The sequence below is a fragment of the Gaoshiqia sediminis genome, from assembly GCF_025907915.1.
Taxonomy (GTDB): domain Bacteria; phylum Bacteroidota; class Bacteroidia; order Bacteroidales; family Prolixibacteraceae; genus Gaoshiqia; species Gaoshiqia sediminis.
In genome coordinates, this window is record NZ_JAPAAF010000030.1 from 13,269 (window position 1) to 37,612 (window position 24,344).

Genomic DNA, 24,344 nt, shown 5'->3' on the forward strand with positions numbered 1-24,344 from the left:
AAATCAAGGCCGAAAATGCGCCAAAATGAATCATTTTAAATGCATGTAATCAGAGAGTTATCTATTCAATCGAGACCTTTTTTGCGGGAATTTGATGAGGTCTCGATATGGTCTCGCTTATTTTGACCTGAAATGATATAATACGGGAGTGCTGTTAAATAGAAAAGCACTTAAAATCAGTGATTTAAGTGCTTTTAATACTTTTTGAATCTCAATTTTGTTGACCCGCCAGGGCTCGAACCTGGACTCTTCTGAACCAAAATCAGACGTGTTGCCAATTACACCACGGGTCAATCATTCATGTCTTTTCTTTAAAGACAGCGGCAAAAGTATAAAATTTTTCAATTCCCAAAACCATTTTCTTAATTTTTTTTGATCTCCCACCCACCCATAATTAATATCTTAACTGAATATCAAAAGGATAGATCTTCAAAAAAAATCAGTTCGCTTTCCTTCTGTTTAAAAACCTACCGACGTAGTTTCGCTAACAGGTGCCTGCCACGTGATTTCAGGCCTGCCGTAGGATGCAACGTCAGTTCATATTCAATAATTTGTATTAATTCAGGCTTTAGTCCCGGTTCCATTTCGGCAATATGATAGAGGATTTTCATAGCATGTACCCGCACAGCAACCGGGTAAGATGGCTTGGTAAAAACATCCAGACAAAAGCCAAACAGGAAGTCTATCGAATCCTCGGAAATTGGATATTGGCTGACGACCTTCAAATAATGGCGGAGTTTGCTGGTATTGGAGGTAGCAGACAACGCTTTCACCAATTGCGGGACATACGGACGGATCAATGCGGGGTTCTGTTCAGATAACTGGTCGATCAGGTACGCAGCCCGCCAATACACCGGGTTCGAATCATCAAACGCCACCCGGAACAACAACTGAAGTTGATCAGGATGATGAATAAGATGCTGCTTGAAAAGATCCAGGTTTTCCCAACGCCGAATGACGTCTATGATATCTTCGGTTTCCATATCAGGCTAATTGAATTCAAAAGTATAATTTTAGCCCAACATTAGGAAAAACCGTTTATGATCGAAGTATGCTGTGCCATCATTTTTTCGGGTGAATGTGTACTGGCCGTTCAGCGAGGTGGAGAATCACATCATCCGTATCAATGGGAGTTTCCCGGGGGAAAGGTGGAACCAGGGGAAAATTATGCGGAATGTATCGTCCGCGAAATCCGGGAAGAGCTTCAGGTTGAAATCCAGCCCCTGGCGAAGCTACAAGCGGTTGAGCATAACTATCCCGAAAAATCGATCCGGCTCATCCCGTTCGTTTGCCAATTAGTGCATGGAACGATCACCCTAACAGAACACAACCATTCAATCTGGATTTCCCGCAATGGGTTGGATCAACTAAATTGGCAGGAAGCCGACCGCCGCCTGCTTGAAATCAATAAAAGTGAACTGCTAAAGAGGATGATGCGGAAGGATGACCACGATTGTTGAAAACACCAACGCCCAACCAACAATGGAAATCATCATATAACCCAGGATATATTTCTGCTTCGAGTAGTATTTATTCAGCAAATAAGCTCCAAGGGGAATACTCAGCAAAATCGGCGTCGTGACAACAATGCCCCAGAAACCGTACTTGGTTTTCAACTTTACCAGGTTTCTCCGGCGTTTGCTGAACAGGGGCTTCTGACGTTGCTCCTTTTGCGCCAACCGGTGACAAAGATCCACGCGTATGTATTTTTTGATCGCGCAATAAATTGTTTGGTGATGCTGGTGGTAATACCGCAGCAGAAATCCACTCAGGTAATAAAAAAAGAAAAAACCGCTGATACCGCCAACGGTCACCGCAATAATCGCCTGGGTGTAATTTAAACCAATGAGCAAAGCATAGGGAAAAGTGACAAAATACTTGACCGAAGCCAACAAATAAACATGAAGTAATTTTAACATCGCAACAACACTCATACAACCCTCCTGATAAAATTAACGATGACAAAGATCATTAAAAAGTTTGATAACTCACTGTATCAGAAGTGCATTTTAGCGTTTCTTAACGATTTTAACAGATTTGCCAATTAAACTGTCTGAGATACCGGGGTACCAGTCGACCAAAAAAGCGCATCTCTTGCCAGTAGCCATCTCCGCTTTTTACTTCTTCAAAAAACCAACTGCCCTGCCAGTTTAAGTTCAATCAGATAAAGCGTTCCCGCTTTTGCAGGTTGAACAATCCGTACAGGATAAAGACAAGCGCTCCCACCACTAAAAAGATTCGGTTTTTCAGGGCAATGCCTTCCCAGATCATTTCATTCATGTTACGGGGAACACTAAACGGGTTCAGAAAAATGTTCCACATGGTGCGCTCCACCGATCCGGACAGAATTAGCGCCAGCACGCCCAAAATGACCATCACCACGGCGGTACCGTTCCCGTTTTTGATGATGGTGGAAAACATGAAAGCCATGCTGCCCAAAAACAAAATCGGGTACATAATTTGCCAGGTCATTTCGAACAAATTGACCGGTGTCAGGAAAATGTAACTCAATCCGGCAAAACCAATCAGAATGAGAAAAACCAGCACAAACACCAGTACCAGCCGCACCAGCCAAACCTTGTAACGATAGTCGGGTATCCCGAACAAAATTTCCAGGATACCAGCATCCACGTCGTTTTGGATGCCGAAGGTCATCGGGTAAAAAATCAGCAAAATGGCCGGAAAAAGCAGGGTGCTGTACACAAATTCCTCGTCGGGCAGCTCGCCGTTCCACACGGCCGATACCGCGATAAATACATAAAAGGCAAAAGCAGCCAGCAAAAACCAGATAAACCGTCCGGCAAAGATGATCCGGAAATTGTAGCGGACCATTTGGCTAATCAGGTTGAGTGTATTTTTTATTTTTCGTTTGTCCATTACTTCAAATCTTTAATCAAACACAAATAGGCATCTTCGAGCAACGGCTTGGCCTCCACGGCATCGTCGGCAGGCTTTCCTTTTGACAGCACACGAACACGGATATGCTCACCCACCCGCATATGGTGCACCACCATTTGCTTGTTGGGCATTTTGTCGAATTCGGATGCAGGCACTTCATACTGCCATACCAGGTTTTCGGCCAGGTTAACCATGTTGATGGGCGTACCGTGGTATTTTACCCGTCCGCGGATGATCACCGCTACCTGGTTACACGAGCTCGAAATATCTTCGATAATGTGGGTCGAGAAGATAACAATCCGCTCGCGGCTCAGTTCCACCAGCAAGTTGCGGAAACGGATGCGCTCGCGCGGGTCAAGGCCGGCCGTGGGTTCGTCCACCACCAAAATTTTGGGCAGATGAAGCAAAATCTGGGCAATCCCGATCCGCTGTTTCATCCCGCCCGAGAAGGAGCCAATCTTCTCCGTCCGCCGGTCGTACATATGAACCGCCTTTAGAACATATTCCAGCCGTTTTTTACGTTCGTCCACATCGGTGAGGCCTTTCAGCAAGGCCTGATATTCCAGGTAATCCCAAGCCGGCATATTTTCGTACGTACCAAATTCCTGCGGAAGGTAGCCAATCAACCCCTGCAGCTCTTCGCGCTTTTCCTGCGTGTCGATCCCGTTGATCCATATCTTTCCGTAGCTTTGTTCCAGGATACCGCAAATGGTCCGCATCATGGTGGATTTCCCGGCACCGTTAGGCCCCAACAAACCAAACATGCCGGTGCCGATTTCGAGGGAAACACCGTTGAGCGCCTTAAAGGGCACCCGCCGTTTCCCGATTACCGGAATTTGTTTTACCAAGCGGAAAACGGTCCGCCTCAACGACCCGAAACGTCCGGTAATGCGGTCGATGTTCACTTTCTCCTCATACAGACGTTTAGCCGTCACAGAGATCAGCAGTCCCAAATACCACAAAGCGGCAAAAGCAACCACCAGCCCAATGTATTCGGTTTTCAGGTACAGGATGGCCAACTCCACCAGTGGCAGCACCCAGAAGAAATAATTGTTGCCATATTTTTTCAGAAAGCGGAAAATTCCCTTTTGGGTTTCCTGGTAGCGGTTCTCCAGGTAAATGGCAACAGGCTTCCAGATCAGGTTGAGGTAGAAATACACCATCAGCATCATGAAGCTGATCCAGAAGGCCGGCTTCAGGAAGATAAAGGTGAAATAGACCATAAACGCCAGCAGCGGCAGTTGCCAGATAAGCTGGTCGAACTCCCGGATGGAGCGGAATTCTTTCTCCAACCCGGCCCTGCGGCGGATGTTCAACCCTCCGGTCCACTCGCGTGAGAAACGTCCGGGGCGGTCGTATATTTTTACCAGGTTTTGGATGACAATATGAACTTTTTCATCCGGCCCGATCAGTTGAGTGCCGGCCTTTTTCAGGCTGTTCAGTACAAACCAGGTGGTACCCGGCACCAGCACCACGGCCAGCACGGTGTCCATCATTTTCCAGGTGGTCGTGTCCACTTCCAGATAAATATAAACGAGCGCCAAGGCCATCAAGGCAATCTGGAACGCCCGCAATTTCCAGTTGAGCCCGCGGAACCATTCCAGCGCATTCTCCAAACCGGAATAAAAGGTGGGGATGAAAATCAGCGTCAGCAAGGTACTTAAAGCCAATCCGCCGATAACAATGATGGCAAACGGGGCGCCAATTACGCTCACATATTCGGCCTGCCCCATGGCCAACGGAACCATAGCCACAATGGTGGTGATGGCCGTAATCAGGATGGGCCGAACGCGTGACAGGCCAGCTGTCATCAGGGCACGGGAGCGCCGGTAACCACGTTTGCGAAGAATGTTGCTGTAGTCGATCAGGATGATCCCATTGTTGACCACCACGCCCAGCAGAATCAGAAAGCCGATCATGGTGTTGGCGTTGAACAGGCTGTTGCCTGTGATGATGAGCGCCAGCAACGAACCAATCGCCGCGAGCGGAATAGAAAACAGTAGCACAAAAGGTGTGACAATCGACTCAAACACCGAAGCCAAAATCATAAATATCAACACAATGGCAGCCAGTATCAGAAAGTAGAATTCGGCCAACTCATCTTCTTCGTGGATCACCTCAGCAGCAATGCCCGAGGGAAATGCATAGTTGGCAATCAGGGCGTCAATCTCGTAACGGTAGGCGGTAAGAAGATCTTTTGATTGCTGGGCCTCGCTCACCAAGCGGTAGGTTATTTCGATCTGTTTTTCCTGGTTTACCCGGTTGATGCCTGCCAGACCGCGGGCATACACCAGTTGGGTAAACTCCTGCAAATCGTGTAATCCGCCACCGGCATCGCTCACCTGGAGCATCTTCAGGTCATCCATCGTGCGGACGTCGGTCTGCTCCTCCTCCGTTTCGCCGGTTTTAATGGTAATTTCATATTCATCCACCCCTTGGTTAAACATCACCCCGGTAGAAATTTCACGGGTGAAAGAATTCAATTCGCCCGACACTTGTTGCATGTTGATGCCGTATTCGGTCATCAGCAGAGGATCAAATATCATGTGCACCTCGGGTCGGTTGTCCGATACGTTCAACCGTACCCGGTCAATAATGTCCATGTCTTCGAGAAAATACTCCAGATCTTCGGCCACCGTTTGCATCAGGTTGAAATCCTGTCCTTTCAGCACAATCCGTTCCTCTTCGGTGCCAATTCCCAGCAGGCGCTGGAAGTTGCCCATCATATTGCGGCTCCCGCCACCAAAGCTACGGTTGGTTTGCACCTGTTCAAACGAAATTTCGGCCGAACGAATGTCTTTCACCAAGTCGTTGACACTGGATTTTATTTCGGCAAAGCTGCGCCCGTCCACCTTTTCGAAGTCTTCCACCAGCTTTAGTGTCACGGTGGCCTCCTCTTCTTCGATGCGGCTGATTACGTCCAGCTTTTCCTTCACGCCCCCCAGCTTTTCCTCAATCTTTTGCACGGTCTCGTCGGTCTTTTCCAGGCTCGATCCCGAAGGCATGGTCACATACAGCTGGAGCTGGCTTTCTTCCACTTCCTGCAGCGAACTGACGCTGATGGCCAGCGAGATGAAGATCGTCAAAAAGAAGACGGCAACCGCCCCCAGCACCGTTGCTGCCGGATAACGCATACAGGATTTCAGCAACAGCATGTACACCTGCACCATGCGGTTGTTGGTGGTCAGTTTTTCAAAATGAATGGAGCTGCTTCGTTTTCCTTTTAGAATGAAGTGGATGGCCATGGGCACAAACAGCAGGGCCACCACCAGCGAAACCAGCAAGGTGGAAATGATGGAAACACCCACGTTTTTGCCCAGCATCTCGATCATGAAATTGGATGAAAACACGAAGGGCAGGAAGACGGTGATGGTAGTGAGCGTGGCCGCCACGATGGAGCGCCACACCTCGGTGGTTCCCTGGGCAACAGCGGTGCCGGCATCCACGCCCTTACCGGCCAAGCGATAAATATTTTCTAGCACCACCACGCTGTTGTCGAGCAGCATCCCGATGGCCAGCGCCATACCAACCAGCGTGAGACTGTTCAGGGTGATGCCGTAAGCATAAAAGAAGTTGAAGGCCGTGAAAACCGAAACGGGAATGGCCAAGGCAATGAAAGCCACAATGCGGACATTTTTCAGGAACATCCACAGCACAAACACAGCCATCAGCCCGCCCACCAGGGCAAGATTGATAATCTGATCGATGTTCTCTTCCATGGTTTCGGCCGAGTTGTTCTGGATGACCAGCTCCACTTCTTTGGTTTTGAGCTTTTCATTGAGTTGGGCAATCAGTTCCTGGGTTTTGTGCGACAGTTCAATCTGGTTGGCCTGCGAATCGTTGATCAGCTGAATGGTCACGGCATCCAGCCCGTTTACGCGGCTGTAGCTGGTTTCCTCTTTCACCCCGAAACGCACCTGAGCCACATCTTTCAGCAAAATGGGGCCATTGGCCACCACCAGGTTCTCAACATCCGAAACCCGGTCGTATTCGGCCGTGACATGCACAAAGTACAACTTATCTTTTTCTTTCAGGTTGCCCACGTAACTCCGCGACTGTGCGTTTTGCGACAACAGCGAGCGAATACTTCCCGGAGTGATGTTGTAGGCCTCACAAGCCCCTTCGTCCAGGATGATTTCGATGGACTTTTCCTGGCCGCCGTACACATTTACCCCGGCAATGCCATCGATATTTTCCAGCTTGGGGGCAATTTCCTCATCCACCAGGTTGCGCACCCGGTCCACTCCCCCGCTACCGCGGGCCTGAAGCTCCATAAATTGGTTGTTCATACGGGCCAGGTCAACCCGGTTTACGCTCACCCGGATACCTTCGGGCAGGCTCGACTGCATCTCGTTGATCTTTTCCTGCAACTTGAGATAGGCAAAGTTGAAATCGACATCCTTCTGGTAATACACCACTATGGTACCCATTCGGGAGTTGATGTTCGACTCCAGCGATTCGATACCTTCGAGCGTACCGATGGCTCCTTCCAACGGAATCACCACCTGGTTTTCGAGATATGCCGGATCGGCTTCGCGTGTGGATGAAGCCTGAACATACAGGAAGGGCAACTCTGCATTGGGCAGCAGCTCCACTCCCAACTGTTTGTAGGACACGTACCCCAGAAGGGTGAGCCCGATAAACAGCATACTGATCAGGGTCTTTCTATCTATTATAAACTTCATTCGTTTACTATTTTACCGGTAAAGCATGTTCCTGTTCTGACTTTTACCTTTTTTCTTATAACTTCCTACTTGACATTAAGCCCCGGCTTTGCTAAACCGTTCTTTTATTTCTTCAAAAATTTCATAGACGCACGGAATCACCACCAGGGTCAACAACGTGGATGTGACCAATCCGCCAATAACGGCCAACGCCATGGGCGAGCGCAGCGAAGCGCTTTCGCCGAAGCCCAGCGTGAGCGGCAGCAAGGCCAGGATGGTGGTGAGACTGGTCATGATGATGGGCCGGATACGTTGCTGCCCGGCTTGTAAAACGGCCTCCACGCGATCCAGTCCATCTTTGCGCAATTGCAGGATGCGATCAACCAGAATGATGGAGTTGTTCACCGCGATGCCCACCAGCATGATCACCCCAATGAAGGCCATCATGTTAAACGACTGTCCCAGCAGGAAGAACAAGATCACCGAACCCACCACCGCCAACGGAATCGTCAGCAAAATGGTAAAAGGATGCAGCAACGACTCGAACTGGGAAGCCAGTACCATGTACACCAGGATAATTGATAAAATCAGCGCAAAGCTGAGGCTGTCCATTGATTCCTGTCGCTTTTCCTCTTCGCCGCTAATCCTAACTTGATAATCAACGGGTAAAGTCATGGGAGCGATGGCTGTTTCGATTTGTTTGACCGCATCGCCGAGCGGCATTTTCTTTTCGAGCTGGGCCGTTATCTTACCAATCCGGTTTTGGTTGGTGCGGTAAATTTCCTTGGGCGATTGTCCAATGTTTATCTCAGCCAATTCGTTCACCAGGAAAACCTGTCCGCCGCCGGTAATGCGCAAATCATTCAGGCTGGTGAGTGTTTTATCGGGGAGCTTCAGGGTGATGTCCTGCATTTCGCCGTGGCGTTCCATTTGTCCGGCCACCTTCCCGGTAAGCTGATCCTGAATTTGCGAAACGATGCTACTGACACTCACGTTATACATCCCGGCGCGCAGGCGGTCCACCAGGATTTCCACCTCGGGTGAACCTTCTTCCATCGATGATTCCAGGTTGTAAATGCCCGCGATCCCTTCCACACGGCTTTTTACTTCGGCAGTCAGTTCTTCAATCACGTCGAGGTCGGCGCCCTGCACTTCGATCACCAATGGTGGCTCATCTGTTCCCAAGATGCTTTTCAGGGCTGTTTCGTCTTGCTTATAGCTGATTTCCATGCCCGGAATTTCGCCGATCGCCCCACTGATGGTTCGAATGGCAGAAGAAGAAGCCAGTTTGCTTTCCGATTTCAGCACCACCTTCATGCTGGCCGTGTTTTCGCCTTCAAAAATAGCGCTGGCCGAAGTGCTCAGTCCGGTTGAAGGGCCTATGTGGCTGTACAGGGTTTCCAGGTTGTCGCCTAGCAATTCGGCAACAATCGATTCCAGGTTTTCAACTGCCGAAGCAGTACGTTCCAGTCGGGTACCTTCCTGCATACGTATGTCCATGCTGAACTCGCGGGTTTCGGTTTTCGGCATAAACTCGGTCCCAATCAACGGGAGCAGCAAAGCCGATCCGGCAATCAACACAAGTGCCAGCAACACGACCATTCCTTTCATTTTGAGTGTTTTCTCCAGGAAACGGCCATAGCCTTTCATCTGTACCGAACGGATTTCACGCCGCGTTTTCTTCCCGTAAAACAGGTTGAACAGCATGGGGATAACCAGGATGGCCACCACCAGCGACGAGAGCAGCGAAAAGGCCACCGTCCAGGCCTGGTCTTTAAACAATTCACCCGATGCGCCATGCAGATATACAATAGGCAGAAACACCACAATAGTGGTGATGGTTGAGGCCGTGATAGCTCCCCCCACCTGCGAAGTCCCCTCAATGGCCGACTCACGCACCGACAGCCCGTTTTCGTGATTGCGGAAAATGTTTTCCATCACCACAATGGCATTGTCAACCAGCATGCCGGCGCCCAGCGCCAGCCCGCCCAGTGTCATGATGTTCAGCGTAAGGTCGTTGAAATACATCAGATTGAAGGTAGCAATGATCGAAATCGGGATGGCAATGCTGATGATGAGCGTACTGCCGATCCGCCGCAGGAAGAGGAACAGCACAAAAACAGCCAGCACAATCCCCAGCAAGGCCGAGTTTTCCACTTCTTTGATAGCATCGCTGATGAAGCTGCCCTGGTTGGTCACTACCGTCAGCTGATACCCGGGCAGTGCCTTTTCGATGGAAACGATGGCCTTTTTAATTTCATCCACGGCCTTCACCGTGTTAAACTTGGTTTCTTTATAGATGGAAAGGCCCAGGCAGCGTTTTCCGTTCAGCCGGACAATGTTCTCCGCGTCTTTGTTCTGAAAGCTCACCTTGGCCACTTCGCGCAGGAAGATGGGTGCAAAGGCCGCTGTGTTATCTTCGGCCACTACTTGTTTGTAGCCGACAATCACATTTTCGAAATCGCTGATGTCGGTCAGCAGGCTCACTCCTTTCACGACATAGCGAAGCCCCATTTCCTCAATGCTCCCGCCCGAAATGCTTTGGTTGAAGCTCTGGATTCGGCTGCTGATTTCATCGAGGGTCAATCCGAAAGCATCCAGCAGGTACTGGCTGGTTTCGATCAGCACTTCCACGTCTTCCGACCCCGACACTTCCACTTCGGCCACCCCTTCGAGGCGTACCAGCTCGTTGCGAATGTAATTGTCGGCCACCTTGCGCAGCTCATTCATGTGGTCGATGGTGGCATGGCTCAGTCCAAGCAATAGCACCGGCGAGGTGTTGGGGTCGTGCTGGGTGATGTTGATTTCATCCAGCCCGGCATTCTGGGCAAATGAGGAAACAGCCTTCTGAAGGTCCAGAAAAGCATCGTTCATATCCTTGTTCCAGGCATATTCCACGGTAATCTGGGCGCTGCCCACCTTCGAAACCGATGACACCTGCACCACGTCGGATTGCCGGATGGCCAGGGCCTCCAGATTCTCCACATATTGCTTCTCCATTTCTTCGGGCGGACGTTCGCCCGATGCCAACTCGATGAACAATCGCGGATTATTCAGATTGGGAAAGAGGTCGATCCCCAGTTTGTCGTACGAGATGTAGCCCAGCAACAACACGCCGAGCACAATCATCAAAATAGTTACCGGGTAATTGACCGAAAATTCGCTTAACTTCTTCACGGTACCTCCCTCGCTATTTGATAATTTTTACTTTGGAGCGGTTACGCAGTGTTTCGTATCCTTTTACCACCAACCGGTCGTTGGCTTTCAACCCGGAGGTGATTTCCACGTTGTCCTGATTTTCGTAACCAAAGGTGACCTGCTTTTCTTCGGCTGTTCCCTGTGTTACCACAAATACCGACTTGCCGCGCTGATTGGAAATGACCACACTTTTGGGAATCACCACCACACTGTCCTTGCGATCGAGAATAACGTCGGTTTGCACAAACATGCCGGGGCGAAGTTTCAGCCCTTCATTTTCCACCAACAGTTTTCCTTTAAAGGTGCGGGTTTCGGTGCTAATGGCCGGCGACAACTCGCTGACAGATCCATGCAGCGTATCGTTAGGCAGCGTGTAGTTCATTACCCGAATGTCTTGTCCTTTTTCAATTTGGTTGATGTATTTCTCGGGCAGGTTCACCTCCAACAACAGTTTTTCGTAACTCATCAAGTTCACCACCTGCGTACCACTTGCTACTTTAGTGCCCTGCGTAAAATAGGGCAACTCGGTGATGATGCCCTTGAACGGTGCGCGGACCTTCATTTTTTCGAGCTGAATCTGGGCCATCTCATAATTGTTGCGGGCATTCACCAGCGAAACTTCGGCATTGCTCAGTTCGCTCAGGGTAACGCCCCCTTTGTCGTACAACGATTTTTGCTTGGTGTATTCCTGCTCCGATATTTTAAGGCTTAACTCCTTGGCTTCAAGCCCGATATTATTCAGATATTCTTTATCCTGAAGTTGAACAATTACCTGCCCCTGCTCAACGGCATCGCCCAGGGCAAATGGTTTTCCGGTACGCGGATTGGTTGCCAGCTGGTAATCACCACTCATTTCCGTGGTTAGAACCACCTGTTTGGTCGCAGCCACCGTTCCGGTTGTGCTGATGGTTTGCTCAATGGAACTCAACTTGATATCTTCGACCGATACCGGGATGGCCAAATCTGTTTCGGCATTGCTGCCCGGATTGCTACAGCCTGCAAGTGCAAGTACCACCAATAAGGCCAATGATTGGAAAGCATTTATCTTCATGGGTTCAGTTTTTATCATGGTTGAATTTATTTTTTACTTTTTTTGATTAGTTCTTCCGGCACAATGCCAACGCCTGATTCAAAGTCGTACAAGGTTTGTATTTTCAGGTTGAGCAGCTCCACTTTATAATCGATCAGAGCCTGGGCATACGCCATTTTCTTTTCCGACAGCTGGGTTTGGAACAGGTTCAAATCCATACTGGTAAGATCCCCATTGGCATAGCGTTCCAGGTTAATTTCATAGGTCAGCTGGGCGTTCTTTTCGTTTTGCTTCGCAATGTCGATTTGGTTGAGCAGGTTCTGCAAACTGCGGTAAACCTGGCGGATATCAATCACAATCTGTTTCTTCTCTTCATCCAGGTTCAGCTCCTGTGTTTTAATGACAGCCTCTTGCGCCTTTATGCGTGATTTCTTTTCGCCCCAGTCCCACAGCGGAACGTTGAAAGCGACCGAAACCCGCGGGTTGTTGGTGGGGTTGTCGTAAATGTTGCCCAACTCCCTGTCCTGGCCAATCACCCCGATCGACAGGTTCATTTCGCCTCTGAATTCGTTCAGCGACTTCGTCTGTATCAGATCGAACTGGGAATTTTCAATATTGATCTCGCGCTGACGGATTTCCATACGTGAACCCAAACCGTAATCAATGGCTTTCGTCAAATCCACGTCCACCTGACGGGCTTCCACATCCGCCATCACGGCAATTTCTTCAAAAATGTCCATCCCGATGTATTGCTTGAATTGGTCTTTGTAATTCTCGAGCGACACCTTTTTATTTTCCACGTTGGAACGAGCCGACGCATAGTTCAGTTCAGCCTGATAAAGTTCCTCTTTGGCTGCCAGTCCGGCCTCTACCTTATTTTTGGTGATTTCGTAACTCTTTTCGGTGTTCTTAAATTCCTCCTGGGTAATGTTCAGGCTCATTTGCGCCATATACACATTGTAAAAAAACTGGGTGACCTGTTTTTCCAGGTTAAGTTGCTGCATGGCATAGCTCAGGTTCGAGTTTTCCAAATCGAGCTGCAATTCCTTCAATTGTTGTTTCAAGCGGTTGTAAGTAAACAAGGGTTGCGCCAGGTTTACATACAAGTTGTTGGTGAAAGCTTTGTCTTCCCGGTTGGTGTTATCGTTGGTACTTCGTTGCCAGCCAAAGCGGTTCACCAGCGAGATGGTACCGTCGGTCAATAAAATGGGTTGCGACACGGTAAAGGTTCCGGACGAACCCCAGCTTTCGTTGGTGTACCAGGTTGAATTGAAGTCGTCAAAAGAACGGGTACGGCTAAAATCGACCGGGGCGAGGCTGAGCGAAAACTGCGACTTCAGCGCGGCATTTTGCGCGTTGAGTGATTCCTGCGAGCGCTCCAGGTTAAGCAGTGAGCGGCGAATGTCGGGACTATTTTGCATAGCAATGTTCAGCGCCTGCTCCAGATCGAGCAGCTGCTGGGCCAGCAACAGGCTTCCCGGCAACAAGCAAAACACGATCAGTAGTTTGATTTTGGTAATTACGGTATTCATAAGATATCTAGTCATTATTGTTTGATCAATTTAATAGCATCAGCCACCACCATGCGGGCCTGCGACTGGTTGGTCATTTCCACCAAGGCCGTATCTGACGAAAAGTAGAAGGCGCCCAGGTGGTTCCAGCCCTCTTCGGCGGTTTTCAGGTCAACGGTGGCATCTTCGTCGCCGTCGTCGTGATGGATAATGTAGTGATATTCTCCCGCATTGGAATCTCCGCCACGCCGCCCGCCCCGGCGGGTATCCTTGTACACATAGGCATACACATCGTAGAAACCTCTTTCGCTGAGGGGAATGTTCCATTGCGCCTTTTGGTCACCTTCGCCCGAGCTAATATAATGCGCCGAACGGATGTAGGCCCCGTAAAAGGCCGAATTGGCCGTTAAGGTCCAGTTGCGCGGAGGCCGCCAGCCCGAAAAACCGGCATATCTACTGGTGGTTTCCTCTTCGGTAATCAGCAACTTACGCAGCAGGCTCCCTTCATCGTTGGTGGTAACCACGAAGCCCGGATCTTCATTATCGACGATTATTTCATTCTCTTCGGCAATGCGCACCGGTATGTCCACAACGGTTTCGCCTTCATAGGGAACTGCCTTCTTATCCTCTTCCAGATTTTCCAGCGGAAGCCTGATTTCCGAAGGGATATTCCGTGAGGTAAGCGTATTGATGCTGGCCCCGCGCGGGCTACCGCTCAACAGGAAGCTGACTTCCTTGGTTTGGTTGCCTTCCAGGTGAATCAGCTTGCTGATGGTTTCGGCCGAGCCGCCCATGCCGCCAAACCGGCCACCGGCTGCGCCCAGCCTGAAATCAACCGAGATGATACCTTCCACACCTTCGGTATTGCTCACCTTAAATTTAACCATCGTCTTCAACTGATCGCCATCCAACACATTCACCGCGTTAATATTGTCTATCAGGAAAGCAGGTAACTGTTTGCTGCTAAACCAACTCTCCATGTATGGGATCAGATCGATTCCGAAACGGTCGTACACGGCGTTGTTAAAATCTTCAATAGAGGCGGTTTTAAATTTTATTTCGTTGAGATAGTTGAACAGGAAATCCTCAAACTCGGCATCGCCTGCTTTCCGTTTGATGATGGAGAAGAGCGCCTTTCCTTTCAATTGAATAACATTGTCAACAATTTGCAGCTGTTTCGGGTCTTTCAGTATTTCCTCAAAACTTTGGCTTAGCAAGGCCAGGTTGCCCTGTTCATTTTCCGACATGCCTTGCATGTCGCGCATCCAACCCATCCGAGGACTGTCGGTGCCTTGCTTTTTGTAACTTTCAAACACACGGTCGGTAACCGGCCACTGGTCGGAGCGGATATAATAGGCATAGTTATAAAATAAGGGAAAGATGTAATACGGATTTGGTTTTTCCTCAATTTGCACCTGTCCCTGCGAACGCTGAAAATCAGGCCGTCCCTGTTCCTGAGTGAAGGAAGAAAGGAAATTTTTCAGTACCTGTATCTTTTTCTCCTGCGGTGTCATCTCCTGGCTGGCATCGGGCCCAAAACGGCGACGACCTTCCATGCGTCCGTAAAAATCGGCATCGCCCACCAGCAAACCCTTTTCGGCAAACAACACCATCTCGGGCTGCATCTGCTCGCGGGCGCCACTCAGCACCCGGTCGTACGAATAATACTGAATCGGCACTTCCACCAGCGAAAACCGCTCAAAGGGGTAATACATGTCCACGCTTCGCTCAAAGTCCTGCAACGCTTCGGCAACTACCGAAGGTATGGTGTCTTTTATTTCTTCGAAGAAAGCTGAAAAATAATCGTGCCCTTTACGCACGTAAACATTAAATTCCAGCCCATCGATATCCGCCTGTTTGCGTTCGTAATCGCCAATGGTGAGCGACACCTGCGTTTGCGGGTGCGACGAGGTAAACACAAAACGGTTTTCATCCTGCTGCACGGTCCCCTGCGAAATGGCCGTCAGCCCGGGCTTGGTGTTTACCTCCAACTTGTAATTGCTGAATTGGCGCGACAGCCATTGACTGTTCTTGGCACCCATGCCAGCCCCGGGAACCGGGTACCAGTTATTTTCCCGGGTCAACAGGATATAATCAGGCGTAACAAACGCGTATCGCTTGTCGATTTGATATAAAAAATTGCGGTAGGTGGCAATACGGGTTTCATCATCAATATCCAGGTAGCAGGCCGACTCAATTATTTTTCCTTCATATGAAAAAAAGATGCTGGCTTGTTGCCCGGCGTCAAGCTTCAGGCCGGTAAGCTCTACCACGTTCAGTTTTCGTTCAAAATCATGATCCTGGCCGTTCACCTGTATGCGGGTAACTTTCAGTCCGGGATTCAGGCTGAAAATAACTTTTTCAAGTGGTGATGAATTTTCATTCGTTACGTCCAGCGTGACATCACAAACAAGCTGTTGTCCCTGGTGATCCACTTTTATGTCGTAATCTTTCACCTGTACCTGTTTCACGTCCAGGTACTGATCGCTCAGGCCGATCAGCTCCCGCCGCAAACGTTGCTCACTCAAAAATGCCCCCACATGGCGGCTGCCCAGGTAAATACCAAAAACCAGGCAAACGCTTCCAAACACCAGCGCAAAGTAGCGCATCCCTTCAGAATGGGGCAACCTGCGCAATAAAATAATGGTATAGAAAATAAATGCCAGGCCCAAAAAGAAATACATGCCGCGGTGGATCAGTACTGTTTCGAGATTGCCAAAACCCACAAAATCGGAAAAGGTGAGTGGAATATTAAAGGCCATATAATCGAACAAGTAGTAAAACCTGTCCTGAAGGTAAAACAGTGAGATGGCCACATAACCCAGTAAAACCACAAATGTAACGGCCTGGTTACGAATCAGCGACATAATGAGGAATGACAATCCCATGATGAAAACCAGCGTGGGCACACTGATCAGCCCAAAATAATAAACGTATGCCATCCAGTTTACGGTAACGTTTTTGGTGATTAGGTTGAAGATAATGGCAATGGACAGAATGATCAGGTTAAGGACGAAAAAAACGACCAGGTTACCCAACGTTTTACCAATCACGTACTCGCCGTTGGTCATTGGGCGCATGTAAATAACCTCGGTGGTATCCAATTTCTTATCCCGCTTCAAAAAGTCGGAGGCCAGAAAGATGGCAATAATGGCCTGCACCACGTTTAAAAACAACAGGTTGATATATGGAATAAGCGAAGGCAAACCTTTCAGTTCCCATTGCCCTGCCCCACCATTGGATTCGATAAGTACACCAAAATTAAAAAAGGCCAGGAACACCATCGCGATGATGGCGAAAATGCGAAAAAACCAGCTGCGCAGCAGGGTTTTGGTTTCGTACAGGGCAATAGAACGAATATTGTGAAGGGAAATCATGATGCAGAAATTTAGGTTAGATAGCTGTCCACTGATTTAATTGATTCTCCATAAAATACACATAAGCATGTTCCAGGTTGGCATCGATGTGGTTTCCGGAATAGCCATTAATCGAGTCGGCCACCACCTGTATTTCCCACCCTTCCTGGGTGGGCACGGTCGAAATGACCGGATATTTTTCATTAATCTCCAGGTATTCCGCTTCGGTAGCCTTAATGAGCCACACCTTATCGCCAGCCTGTTCTACCAGCTCATCGGGCGAGCCGCTGTAGGCCAGTTCGCCGCGGTTGAGCAGCGCCATGCTTTTGCAGGTACTCGAAATGTCGCCAACTATGTGGGTGGACAAGATAATGATCACATCTTTGGTAGAAATGGTTGACAGCAGGTTGCGGAACCGGATACGCTCCTCGGGATCGAGGCCGGTGGTAGGTTCGTCCACAATGATGAGCCGTGGGTTGTTGATCAGTGCCTGTGCAATGCCCAATCGGCGTTTCATCCCTCCCGAAAGGCGGTTGGCCTGCCGGTCGCGGGCCTCGAAAAGGCCCACTTCTTCCAGCATCCGATCAACGGCCGAAGCCCTCGTTTTGCTATCTTTCATCCCGGCCAACCGGGCAGCATAGTCCAAAAATTCGTGCGTGGTCAGTTTAGAGAAGAAACGGAAGTCCTGTGGCAGGTAGCCCAGTATCTTTCGAATTTCTTTGCGGTTCTTCACCAGGTCGAGCCCATCGATAGTCACCTTCCCGGAGCTGGGTTTCATCAGCGTTACTAAAATACGCATCAAGGTAGATTTACCGGCCCCGTTGGGCCCCAGCAAACCAAACATCCCGTCCTGTATTTCAAGTGATATATTATTAATGGCCCGGTTGCCATTCGGGTAAATTTTGCTCAGTCCTTCAATGGTAATGTTCACGTTCGTCAGATTCTGGTTCAGTGGATAGACTTTTATTTATGAAAAACGTTTAAAACGCTTCCCTAAAAATAGACGTCATTTGTCATGAATACGAATTTTATCGGCCAACAAGCGTTATGTGCAGACAAGCGTTCATTAAAACGCGCCAAATTCAAGAATGTACAAATACAATACCCGGTGAATTCAGCGTGGGAACAACGGGCAAATCGCAGAACAAACAAAAAAAGAGCAAACACTTGGCTGTTTCATTCTGTTTACTATTTTAATGAAGTCAATAAAAGAGGCATATTCAGATCAAATCAATTATAAAAATTAAATGCTATGGAGAAAATATTATCAACTGATTTTTGGGGGAAATTGGCAATTGGATTCACGGATTGGGCCATTAGCGAATTGCCCTCCATCATTATCCTTATCTTACTGTTAATCGTATTGTTGCGCACCAGTTCGTTTTTAATCCGTAAGTTGAAAAATATTCTGATCAGCCGGACGGTTTACAACCAGGACGAACCGGATCTGGAGGCTGAAAAGCGGCTAAACACCCTAATGGGGATCGTCCGAAAAGGTGTAGCGATTCTGATCTGGGCTGTCTTTATCATGATCTTTCTGAAAAAAATAAACATCGATATTGCTCCCATCCTGGCCGGGGCTGGAATCGTCGGGCTGGCCGTGGGTTTTGGTGCACAGGAGTTGGTGCGCGACTTTATTTCGGGCTTCTTCATCTTGCTCGAAAACCAAATCCGTACGGGCGACGTGGCCATCATTAACGGCACCGGCGGACTGGTCGAGAAAATTGAACTGCGCACCATCACCCTGCGCGATCAGTCGGGAACGGTGCATGTGTTTCAGAACGGGAAAATCAACACGGTGTCGAACATGACCAAAGGCTGGTCGGCCATGGTGTTCGACATTGGCGTAGCCTACAAGGAAGATCTGAACCGGGTGATGGACGTCATGCGTGAAGTATCGGAAGAATTACGGAATGATGAAACCTTTGGGCCAAAAATCCTGGAGCCGATGGAAATTTTCGGGCTCGACAGTTTTGGCGACAGCGCCCTGGTCATCAAAGGCCGCATCAAAACCCGCCCCATTGAACAGTGGAACGTGGGCCGCGAATATCGCAAACGCTTGAAAGAAGCCTTTGACAAGCATGGCATTGAAATTCCGTTCCCTCACCACACCATTTACTGGGGCGAAGAAATGAAGCCCCTGCAAATGACCCTGAACAAGGCAGAAAACACGAGGGAGAACAACTAATTCGTAAACGGTGCACAACGGATGCCCTGAGCAAAAACAAAGCCGGTGAATGACCAGCCGGCTTTGTCGCTTGTTTGTTTCTGTTTCTGCAAAAGGGAATGTTTCCTTGTTTTCACAGGGCACCGGAATCATTCTTCCGGGCTTTCCATGATAATCTCTTCTTCCATCCGCATCTCCTTTTCTGGACGTTTCTTCCGGATGATTTCGATTTTCTCCCGATCACCGCTCAGGTCTTTTTTCTTGTATGAAATGATTTCGGGTGCATCCAAATCAATCACGTTTCCACCGTGCATTACTTTTACCCGCGGCATAGGTGGCAGCGGCGGATGAGGGGGTATGGGCGCTTTCCCTTTAAAGATCATCACATCCTTGTCGCCCAAGGCTTTTTTGTGGTGCAGATGGATCATCCGGCGCAGCGAATCAACCTCCGGAAAATCGAATTCATGCATCATCCATTCATCCTCGCCTCCGGGCGAAACAAACACGAACTTCCGGGATTTTCCGCTTTCATCGTCCTGCAAGTCAAACTCAAACCGTTTCATTTTAGAATGAATAACGGAGTCAAGATTATGCGGAAAATCACCCTCGAACCAGGTAAAATCGCCATCGCCAACAATCGTCGTATCCAACTCGGTTTTCACGCCGTTTTCAATCTTCACCATTCTCAGGTGCTTCTTCTTTTCAGGTTTGGATTGGTCGCCGGGGATTTGGGCAAAACCCGATACCACCAGAACCAACATCATAACCAGGGTATAAAAACCCGTTTTAACAAGTGTCTTCATATCTGTCCGTTTTTTGTGTTTCATTTCAAATTACGAAACAAAGGTATGCCCGGAGTGTACTGAAAATGAGTTAACACCTGCTTAAAAACCGTTAAGGAAAAGTTAAAATCAAAACAGCCTGCCGGCGAATTCCGTACTTTTGATGCATGAACAAACGCGCGTTTACAGTCATTATGGCCCTGATGGGATTGTCGATTATCGGCATCATTGTCATCCAGGTGGTTTGGATTAACAATGCCATCCGGGTAAAAAATGAATTGTTCAACCGCAGTGTGTACGAAGCGTTGGCCTTGGCAGCCCAGAAGCTGGAGGACCGGCAGGACCTCGAATTCATCAGCCGGTTTCCCGGCCCCGACAGCCTGATTTGGAAGGGAAAAAACATCGCTCCTCCTCCCCCGCCCCGTCCGGTGAAAATTATCCGCGACCGCAACAATCCGGCCAACACCCGATTCGAGGTAAAAACCGACACCAGCAAACAAGTACATGTGTTCACCTTCAACCTGGGAAACGGGAAAAAAATGCAGACTGAACGCATCATCATCTCCGAAAAAGACACCCTGCTGACCGACACCCGCGCATTTATGGATGCCAGCTTATCCAGGCTGGATTCGTTGCAACTGCTGACTGATTCGCTCGACATCCTGAAACCGGAGATCCGGCAACGCGTTCATCTGAAAACCGAAAAGCTGCGGCAATTCACCAACCAGGTGATGACCGAAATAACCACCTTCAACCACACCGATGTGCCGATTGAAGAGATGCATGTGCTGGTAAAGACAATCCTGGCCGACCGAAACATCCCGATTGAATTTGACCTGGCCATTGCTGAAAACGATACCCTCCGCGAAACAACCGCTCAAGCCGATAGCCTGGCGCTGGCCACCAGTCCCCACAAAACCCGCCTGTTCCCCCATGCCATTTTTGCCCGCAACAGTTACCTGGTCATTCATTTTCCCGGGCAAAGCCGTTTCATTTACCGGTCGGTATCGTGGCTACTGCTGGCATCGCTGGTCTTTTCGCTCATCATCCTGCTTACTTTTACGCTGAGTGTATGGTTCATGCTGAAACAGAAAAAAATCTCCGAAATGAAATCGGACTTCATCAACAACATGACCCACGAATTTAAAACGCCGATCGCCACCATTTCGGTAGCTGCCGACTCAATCCTGAACGAAAAGGTGATCGGCCAGCCCGAAAAAGTTGGCTTCTACGTTGGTATGATCAAAAAAGAAAATACCCGCATGAACCGGCAGGTGGAAGATATCCTGACCATTGCCCGGCTCGACAAAAAGGATTTCGAGTTCAACTGGGCACCGGTACAAATACACGAGTTGATCCATGAGGTTGTACAAAGCATTATCCTGCAAGTGGAAAAGCGCAAAGGTGAAATTACCACTGCCCTGAATGCCACGAACCCGACCATCACCACCGACAAAACCCACTGCGCCAACATCGTTTACAATTTGCTGGACAATGCCAACAAATACTCGCCCGACCAGCCCCGCATCCGAATTGAAACGAAAAATACAGAGCGGGGAGTTATCATTTCGGTGATTGACCAGGGAATCGGGCTGAGCAAATCGGTGCAGGCAAAAATATTTGAACGGTTTTACCGGCAAACCACCGGCAACATCCACAATGTGAAAGGATTCGGATTGGGACTGAGTTACGTGCGGGCCGTGGTAGAAGCCAACCGGGGAAGCATCTCGGTACACAGCGAACCCGGAAAGGGCAGCCGCTTTGATGTGTTTTTACCGTTTCACCGGGAAACCCGGGATTAGCGAACCTTTAATTTTTTCTGCGACATGAGCGAAAGTCAACATATTTTTTTGGTGGAAGACGACCTGAGTTTTGGTGCAGTGCTTAAATCGTACCTCGAACTGAATGACTTTGCCGTAACCTGGGTGGACGACGGGAAACGTGCCCTGGAGCGTTTTCGCAACGGGAAATTCAACCTGTGCCTGCTGGATGTGATGTTGCCCCATGTGGATGGTTTTACCCTGGGCGCCGAAATCCGTAAAATCGACAAACAGGTCCCCTTTGTTTTTCTGACGGCAAAAGCCCTGAAAGAAGACGTTCTGAAAGGATACCAGGCAGGCGCCGACGATTACGTAACCAAACCTTTCGACAGCGAGGTCCTGCTTTGTAAAATACGGGCCATCCTGAATCGCAGAGGCACAACCTACCAGAAGAAACCGGAAGAATATCAACTGGGGAGTTACCGTTTCCAGGTGCAGCGAAGAAGCATTGTGCGACAGGGAGCCGAACAAAAATTGTCGCCCAAAGAAGCCGAGCTGTTGAAACTACTTTGCGAATACCGGAATGACTTATTGCCCCGCGAAGTAGCGCTGAAAAAAATCTGGGGCGACGACGGATATTTCACGGCCCGCAGCATGGATGTTTACATCACCAAGTTGAGAAAATTTTTATCAGAAGATACTACGGTAGAAATCAGGAACATCCACAGCAGCGGCTTCATCCTGCAAATCAACGAATAAGTCCACTGTCATTTCCCGGAGCGGCCGGGCTGATATCCCGATCGATTGAGGATGCCCTGATAATGGGTTTCTGCCATCAGCTCTTTCAAGGTTGTTTCCGGATTTTTCTTCATGTACGACCGCACAATCTGCCACCCCAGCCAGGCGCCTGTCCTTCCGGGTGAATCGGCCGTAAAGCTGGACGTGTACGGTGCATCGTCGATGTACCTTTTGACGTCCATCCGTTCGGTTGAAAACAACAGTTTATTCTCGGCCAGGTACGTCCACATGGCATCTTCGCGGGCCCGGCAAAATTCCAGCTGCTTATTGGTGAAGCCAATCTTCAGCGTATCCGCCACATCTGGCAGCATGGCATCCACAAAATACAGCAACTTGCCCTCATAAATCATCCGGTCAATCAAATGCGGGGCGATTTCCTCAAACGGCCATTCGCTCAATCCCCAGGCATACATCACATCGGGCACCACTTTTTCAGGATGCATGTTTCGTATTTTATACCGGGGGAGCCCCAGTTGCGTATAATACTCACAATCAGTGCCAATATACTTATCCAAACTGATACCGATCAGGCTGTCGGTAAGTACCAGCGACTGGTTGAAACCGCTCACACAGGTGTAAACTTCCGGTATCAGCCGTTCGGGGAAATAGTACCGGTAGTGGCGAAATGCATCCGTCAGTTCACGCTCCAGCCTTTCTTTATGGAAGGTTTGATCAACCTTTTCCTTCAGTTCCAGCAGGAGGCTATCATCCAGAAACGATTGCAGATGCGCTGTATAGTCGGGGTTTTCCGGACCGCCGATACGGATCATCTGGTAAGTGAACAAGGGTAATAAATTCGCAAATTCAGCTTCGATGGACGACAATTCTTCCGGCAGCCTGTCCCTTGCCCCAAACAAGGCATCATCAAGACTTTTCAGCTGCAAATGAACATCGATGTCCGACACATCCACTTTCAGCGGGTCCTGATGGCACGAAAACAACAAGGTGGCAAGCACGAAAGCCCAAATAACACGATTCATAACAAGAGGTATTTTTCGCACAATGATTTTTCAAAAATAATGGAAAAGGCCCCGAAAACCGAATTTCGGGGCCTGAATTATTCTTGAAGATTAATTCCATCGTGATGTTTGGATTTATTCCTTAAAAATGGCATCCATTTTTTCCCATAACTCCGACCGGACTAATGTTCGGGATTGGCTTGTATTCTGTGTCAGCAAACTTACATCCTTTCCCGGGTGCGCCTTCAAAAAAGCATCCGTATAATCCGCCATTCCAATTTTTGAAAAGTCAGGTAAATAATCAATTGTCAAAAACTGATAGGGTAAATTTGCACCTCCGGGGAAGGCTGCCTGCCACAAGCACCAGCCGGAACGTGTTCCTGCTTTAATAAATTCCTGGTGCACCGGTTTCCAAACCTGCTGTTCCGTTTCCACATACTGACCTTCAACGCCTGGCTTCACCTTCATATAGTTTACCTGCAAATACTGGTTACTCCCGGGGCCGTCTTCAGGGAAAGCTGCATCTACCCGGTGGATCAGGATGCTCCTGACCAGGTCACGGCAGTGCAAAGTTTCATGAAAGGCTTTATCCAGGTCCTTTCCGGGATGTACTTTTGCCGGATCAATCTGAAAGGTCCTTTCCAGTTTGGCCGGATCGTTGAAAAGTGTCACCGTTACATAATTGTATTCGTCGGCTGTACCGGTATAGCGCACACCAAACAACAACCAACCAAAAATCTCGCCATTGGCAATTCGCTCCTGATGGATGGGTTTCCAGAAGTTTTTCTCCAAATCAAGGTATTTTCCTTCCTCACCTTGCTTTACTTTCATGTAGTCAACCACCGCAAACATGTTCGGATTCTGCTGAGCAAAACCCCAGATGGGGATCGCTCCGAAAACCAAAGCCAGCATCAAAGCAACCAGCCTTGTCTTCTTTCCTGTGTAACTCTGTTTTTTCATAATCGCAATTTAAATTGTTAAATTTCAATGAAATACAAGTTACGACAAAATTAATTCATTTTAATACCTTTTTGTCTTTATTTGTCTGATTAATTTTTTTTGAAGGAGCAGAAGTCATCACTGGCTATCCGGATCAACAGCCTTTGGGGACCAGTCAGCGGTATCCTCCGACATCAGCCTTATTTCTGCGCACTTAATTATTTGCAGGTTCTATTTTTGCCTTTTGACGTTTTACTTTTAACTTAACGATACCGTTAACCA

Annotated in this window: 16 protein-coding genes and 1 tRNA gene; 4 read left to right on the top strand and 13 right to left on the bottom strand. The window is 48.8% G+C overall.

Features of this window, described 5'->3' with window-relative positions; all coding sequences use genetic code 11:
* Positions 1-220: 220 nt before the first annotated feature.
* Together N2K84_RS15645 and N2K84_RS15650 are read right to left on the bottom strand one after the other, a co-directional pair.
* A tRNA-Gln gene (locus N2K84_RS15645) sits at positions 221-293 on the bottom strand.
* 174 nt (positions 294-467) lie between these two features.
* Positions 468-983 carry a hypothetical protein gene (locus N2K84_RS15650; protein ID WP_282592767.1) on the bottom strand — a complete coding sequence of 172 codons (516 nt, stop codon included), beginning with the start codon at positions 981-983 and terminating at the stop codon, positions 468-470.
* 57 nt (positions 984-1,040) lie between these two features.
* Between N2K84_RS15650 and N2K84_RS15655 the strand changes: the two genes are divergently transcribed.
* Complete coding sequence (locus tag N2K84_RS15655) at positions 1,041-1,460, top strand: (deoxy)nucleoside triphosphate pyrophosphohydrolase (RefSeq protein WP_282592768.1); 420 nt, start codon at positions 1,041-1,043, stop codon at positions 1,458-1,460.
* Here N2K84_RS15655 and N2K84_RS15660 read toward each other — a convergent pair.
* The 8 genes from N2K84_RS15660 to N2K84_RS15695 form a co-directional block, all read right to left on the bottom strand.
* Positions 1,422-1,919 carry a hypothetical protein gene (locus N2K84_RS15660; RefSeq protein WP_282592769.1) on the bottom strand — a complete coding sequence of 166 codons (498 nt, stop codon included), beginning with the start codon at positions 1,917-1,919 and terminating at the stop codon, positions 1,422-1,424. The two genes, N2K84_RS15655 and N2K84_RS15660, sit on opposite strands and share 39 nt — an antisense overlap.
* A gap of 241 nt (positions 1,920-2,160) precedes the next feature.
* Entirely contained in the window at positions 2,161-2,877 is a 717-nt protein-coding gene (locus N2K84_RS15665; RefSeq protein ID WP_282592770.1) for a hypothetical protein, read from the bottom strand.
* The gene (locus tag N2K84_RS15670) at positions 2,877-7,583 is read right to left on the bottom strand and encodes an efflux RND transporter permease subunit (protein ID WP_282592771.1); all 4,707 of its coding nucleotides are present in this window, start codon (positions 7,581-7,583) and stop codon (positions 2,877-2,879) included. Before N2K84_RS15670 ends, N2K84_RS15665 begins: the two co-directional genes overlap by 1 nt.
* A gap of 75 nt (positions 7,584-7,658) precedes the next feature.
* Positions 7,659-10,739: an efflux RND transporter permease subunit gene (locus N2K84_RS15675; protein ID WP_282592772.1), complete on the bottom strand. Its 3,081-nt coding sequence runs from the start codon at positions 10,737-10,739 to the stop codon at positions 7,659-7,661.
* A 13-nt stretch (positions 10,740-10,752) separates the two neighbouring features.
* Positions 10,753-11,811 carry an efflux RND transporter periplasmic adaptor subunit gene (locus N2K84_RS15680; protein WP_282592773.1) on the bottom strand — a complete coding sequence of 353 codons (1,059 nt, stop codon included), beginning with the start codon at positions 11,809-11,811 and terminating at the stop codon, positions 10,753-10,755.
* 26 nt (positions 11,812-11,837) lie between these two features.
* On the bottom strand, positions 11,838-13,337 hold the full coding sequence (locus N2K84_RS15685) for a TolC family protein (RefSeq protein ID WP_282592774.1): 1,500 nt from the start codon (positions 13,335-13,337) through the stop codon (positions 11,838-11,840).
* The gene (locus N2K84_RS15690; RefSeq protein WP_282592775.1) at positions 13,337-16,678 is read right to left on the bottom strand and encodes a golvesin C-terminal-like domain-containing protein; all 3,342 of its coding nucleotides are present in this window, start codon (positions 16,676-16,678) and stop codon (positions 13,337-13,339) included. Before N2K84_RS15690 ends, N2K84_RS15685 begins: the two co-directional genes overlap by 1 nt.
* A gap of 16 nt (positions 16,679-16,694) precedes the next feature.
* The gene (locus N2K84_RS15695; protein ID WP_282592776.1) at positions 16,695-17,588 is read right to left on the bottom strand and encodes an ABC transporter ATP-binding protein; all 894 of its coding nucleotides are present in this window, start codon (positions 17,586-17,588) and stop codon (positions 16,695-16,697) included.
* 321 nt (positions 17,589-17,909) lie between these two features.
* On the opposite strand from N2K84_RS15695, the gene N2K84_RS15700 reads away from it, so the two are divergent.
* The gene (locus tag N2K84_RS15700) at positions 17,910-18,845 is read left to right on the top strand and encodes a mechanosensitive ion channel family protein (RefSeq protein ID WP_282592777.1); all 936 of its coding nucleotides are present in this window, start codon (positions 17,910-17,912) and stop codon (positions 18,843-18,845) included.
* A gap of 128 nt (positions 18,846-18,973) precedes the next feature.
* Here N2K84_RS15700 and N2K84_RS15705 read toward each other — a convergent pair whose 3' ends face one another.
* Positions 18,974-19,627, bottom strand: a complete 654-nt coding sequence (locus N2K84_RS15705) for a hypothetical protein (protein WP_282592778.1) — start codon at positions 19,625-19,627, stop codon at positions 18,974-18,976.
* 146 nt (positions 19,628-19,773) lie between these two features.
* Here N2K84_RS15705 and N2K84_RS15710 point away from each other — a divergent pair, with 146 nt between their 5' ends.
* Together N2K84_RS15710 and N2K84_RS15715 are read left to right on the top strand one after the other, a co-directional pair.
* Positions 19,774-21,408, top strand: a complete 1,635-nt coding sequence (locus N2K84_RS15710; protein ID WP_282592779.1) for a sensor histidine kinase — start codon at positions 19,774-19,776, stop codon at positions 21,406-21,408.
* A 24-nt stretch (positions 21,409-21,432) separates the two neighbouring features.
* Positions 21,433-22,125: a response regulator transcription factor gene (locus N2K84_RS15715; protein WP_282592780.1), complete on the top strand. Its 693-nt coding sequence runs from the start codon at positions 21,433-21,435 to the stop codon at positions 22,123-22,125.
* A gap of 8 nt (positions 22,126-22,133) precedes the next feature.
* Here N2K84_RS15715 and gldB read toward each other — a convergent pair whose 3' ends face one another.
* A complete protein-coding gene (gene gldB, locus N2K84_RS15720) occupies positions 22,134-23,144 on the bottom strand; it encodes a gliding motility lipoprotein GldB (RefSeq protein WP_282592781.1) in 1,011 nt (336 codons plus the stop codon).
* 114 nt (positions 23,145-23,258) lie between these two features.
* A complete protein-coding gene (locus tag N2K84_RS15725; protein ID WP_282592782.1) occupies positions 23,259-24,083 on the bottom strand; it encodes a hypothetical protein in 825 nt (274 codons plus the stop codon).
* Between the last annotated feature and the right edge of the window lie 261 nt (positions 24,084-24,344).